At 44.1% G+C, this 3,960-nt stretch carries 2 protein-coding genes; both read right to left on the reverse strand.

Annotated elements, in window-relative coordinates:
* Nucleotides 1-89: 89 nt before the first annotated feature.
* Nucleotides 90-1,745, reverse strand: a complete 1,656-nt coding sequence (locus tag BCT81_RS11200) for an ABC-ATPase domain-containing protein (RefSeq protein WP_102424324.1) — start codon at nt 1,743-1,745, stop codon at nt 90-92.
* A gap of 121 nt (nt 1,746-1,866) precedes the next feature.
* On the reverse strand, nt 1,867-3,774 hold the full coding sequence (locus tag BCT81_RS11205; protein WP_102424326.1) for an EAL domain-containing protein: 1,908 nt from the start codon (nt 3,772-3,774) through the stop codon (nt 1,867-1,869).
* Between the last annotated feature and the right edge of the window lie 186 nt (nt 3,775-3,960).

Raw genomic sequence — 3,960 nt, forward strand, 5'->3', positions numbered from 1 at the left:
TGTGGTTTGATAGAACGCTTTCTAGGACGAGTAGAAATAAAAACGGCCCCATTTGTGGGGCCGAAAAGTTGTGTTTAGTTGAGTAAAACTTAGTTCGAAGGCTTGAACTGAGATTTGCGCATGCGGTTAAGAGCAGCCATAACATCCAACGTTCTTGGTTTCGCTAGGTCACCGTAGTTAGGCATATTTTGGTGCCAATCGTTACCTAGAATCGCGTTAAACTCTTTTGCTGGATTATTTGACCAACCAGGCGTTTGTGCAAACTGGAACCAAGCCCAACCAATCGCGTTGACTTCAGAAGTTGACTCTAGCTGCTCAAGAGCAGAAAGGTCGGCAAACTCTTTACCAAAACGCAGAGATTCCTTACCTTTAGCACTCACGCGGAACTTTCCATCAGTAAGAATGTTCATTAGTGAAGCACGGTTCAGTGAGCGAGGAACAAACATCTCCAACGGTGTTTCGCACTCGTTAGTACGTTGGGTAGGGTGCTGAGCAATAACATCTTTTGCTTTATCTGTCACATCTACCGCTTGGTAGTCGTGCATTTGGATCACGGTGTCTGCTACATCTAGGTAATCACCCGAGCCACCCATAACGACGATAGTAGAGATTTCCATTTCATCACGTAGCTGGCCAATACGGTCAACAAGCGGAGTAATGGGCTCGTCACCTTTTGAAACCAATGCCTGCATACGCTCATCACGGATCATGAAGTTAGTCGCTGACGTATCTTCGTCAATCAATAGGGTTTGAACACCGGCTTCAATCGACTCTTGTAGCCAAGCCGCTTGAGAAGTAGAGCCCGAAGCATCTTGAGTACTGAAATCAGAGGTATCTTTCTTCATTGGAAGATGATTGATGTAGTTTGACAGATTTAAGCTGTGCACACATCGGCCATCTTCAGCGCGAATCTTCATTGTATCAATGGCAGTCACGATGCCTTCACGGCCATCACCAGGAATATGATTGTAGATAGAGCGTTCAACCGCATTCAATAGTGTCGATTTACCGTGGAAGCCACCACCAACGATTAATGTAATCCCTTTAGGAATTCCCAAGCCTGTTACATCACCTTGGTTTGGCGTGTTTAACGTAACGCTCAGTGACTCTGGCGCTGTAAATGGAACCGCATCTTTCATTGGAAGATCACAGTTACCCGCGATACGTGGTAATACACTGTCATTTGCCACAAATGCCGATAGGTTGTGCTCATCTAGCTGTGCACGTAGCGCTTCTTGGTCTTCGATTGTTTCACAGTGCTTGATCATTGCGTCTATGTTTAGCTCACGCTCAAGCGTTGCGCGACGGATAAACTTCGGCAGGTAGAAGGTGATGATGTTGTTTGCTTTCTTCGCAAGAATGCTACGACCATCAGCAGGCAGGTTAATACGGAAACGAATTTCGATACCGTGCTCAGTAAAGACGACTGCAGTGTTGTCGAGTACTGTTTGACCCGTTAATGCGATAGAAACGGTCGCTTCTTGTTTTGCGAACTCAGCAAAGCTGCGAGCAATAAAATCACGAGCTGCTACTTGGTATTCGTAAGATTTTTCTTTCAGCCAATCTAACCCGGTCAACGACCACGCGCGTGTTGCACGAAAACGAGAGGCTGACGCGTACGGGTCACCTTGAATGTGGTCGATGTGTAATTCGAAATCAGCAAAGTCGTATTGACCTTTAATTTGTTGATATGCACGGTAGTTTTGTTTTTCGAGCTTTTTAAGCTTTGCAGTCAACTGATCCATAACGAGGAATGCCTATATAAAGGGGAAAGATAAAAACAGAAAGGCGGCGATTATAAAAATCACCACCTATAGAGTAAAGAGAAACTAGGTTTAAATCCAAAACTAACGGCTATTTTTCACTTTAAGCGTAACGAGTTGTCCCTAAATAGTTTTGATTGACTAAGCTATGCTCGAATTCTTTGCATGGCATTGGTCTGCCATAAAGGTAACCCTGGCCAACGTCACAGCCCTCATCAATAATAAACTGCTCCTGAACTTCTGATTCAATCCCTTCAATCATCACTTTCAGATCCAACTTTTTCGCGATCTGGACGATGGAACGGACAATCTCAGAGTCTTCACTCGAGTCGAGCATCTGGTCGATGAAACTCTTATCAATCTTGATTGCATCAAATGGGAACTTCTTAAGATAACTGAATGACGCGTAGCCGGTTCCAAAGTCATCCAGTGACAATGTCACGCCTATGTCATGCAATGTTTCAAGCGTGTTCTTTGCCACCACTTCATCAGCAATGAGTCCGCTTTCTGTCACTTCGAGCTCTAAGAAATGAGGTTCAAGGTGATAGGTTTCCAGTAAATGGACGACTTGCTCGGCAAAGTGCGCGTTCTTGAGCTGCACCGCGGACACATTAACCGCCATCTTAAAATCTTCAACGTATTCAGACCATTCTTTGGCTTTTTCAATCGCATTACGCAGTACGAAGCTTCCGACTTCGAAAATCAATCCGTTCTGCTCGGCCATGTGAATCAAGGTTTCATTGGATATGTCTCCCAAAACGGGGTGACGCCAGCGGAGCAATGCTTCAGCACCGACCCAACGATGGGTTAGCGGGCATACTTTGGGTTGGAAGTAGAGCATTAAGTCATCGTTACGTACCGCTTGTAGCAAATAACCTTCGATCTTGTTGATATGGCTTTGCTCTTCAGTGTGTGATTGGGAGTAATAGGCAAACTTTTGCCCGGAATCTTTGCATGCGAGCATAGCTTCAGAGGACTTCTGGAGAATACTCTCAGCATCGTCTTCGTTATTAGTAGTAGCAATTCCGATAAATGCGTGCAGGTGAACCTTATCATTTTCGATAGCAAATTCAGAGTGACCGACTTTTACTAGAGTTTGGCAAAGCTCTTCGAGGCGATGATGCAAATCTTTAACACTGAACGCTAACACAAGATCCACAGAAGTAGGGCGCGCGGTTAACACCTCGATATCGGCAATGCTATCGATACGTTTTCGGTATTCAACTAATACTTGGTCCAGTGCTGTATAGCCGTATCGAGCTTGTATACGTCTGCCGTTTGTAAAACCGATGTGAATGACAGCAAATGAGCAATCCGTCAACCTTCGTTGAGAAGAGAGCTTGTGGTTTAAACGCGACTCAAATGCACTACGATTTAAAAAGCCAGTTCCTAGGTCATGATTCTTTTGGAAATTGATTTTTTGTTCAGCGGCTTTTCGCTTATCAATTTCTTGATTCAAGGAGTAATTCAAACTGGCGAGATCTTTGGTTCGTGTATACACCCGGTTTTTGAGGTCACGATTCATTTGAGTCAGTTTGGCGTGCTGAAAGAGGGTTTTAAGCTGGGACTCTATTGAGGTCCGAAAGCTTTCCAGAAGTTTAATGTAAGTCGGTGTGTAGTGATTTTCTTTAGAGTCCAAGATACAAATGGTGCCGAAAAGCTCACCATTCGGCCAAAGCAGAGGGATACCACAATAGGATATCAACCCTAGCTTGATGTCAGGATTGTTTTCCCATGCCGGGTCAGCGAGAGCATTGGGGACAAGAAGTTGCCGCTGAGACTCCATAACGGTTTCACAATACAGCCCGTTGCCTAATGTTTCAGAATCGCCCTTATTGTATGGGTTGTTCTCGCTGCGACTAGTGGAAAAGACTTCGATGTAATTAGAATGAACACGCATAATAAGTGCTGCTGGCACTTGCGTTATTTGAGCCAACAGATCAACGATGTTCTGCCAACCGTGCTCCATATCGTCTGGAATATCTAAATCGAGAGTTTTTATTTTCTTCATATGACTCCGAGTCAATTATGCTAAATGCATCAACACATCCTGTGTTAATTATGATGAACCAAATAAACTGTGAATCTTAAGTTAATTAAGTATAAGAAATGTTGCACAAAAAAACCTCGGCAATTTTACAGAGGTTTTCAAATGTGAATACGGGTCTCAGTAATGAGATAAATTTCGACTAGGGCT

The sequence above is a fragment of the Vibrio sp. 10N.261.52.A1 genome, from assembly GCF_002876325.1.
GTDB classification, from domain to species: Bacteria; Pseudomonadota; Gammaproteobacteria; order Enterobacterales; family Vibrionaceae; genus Vibrio; species Vibrio chagasii.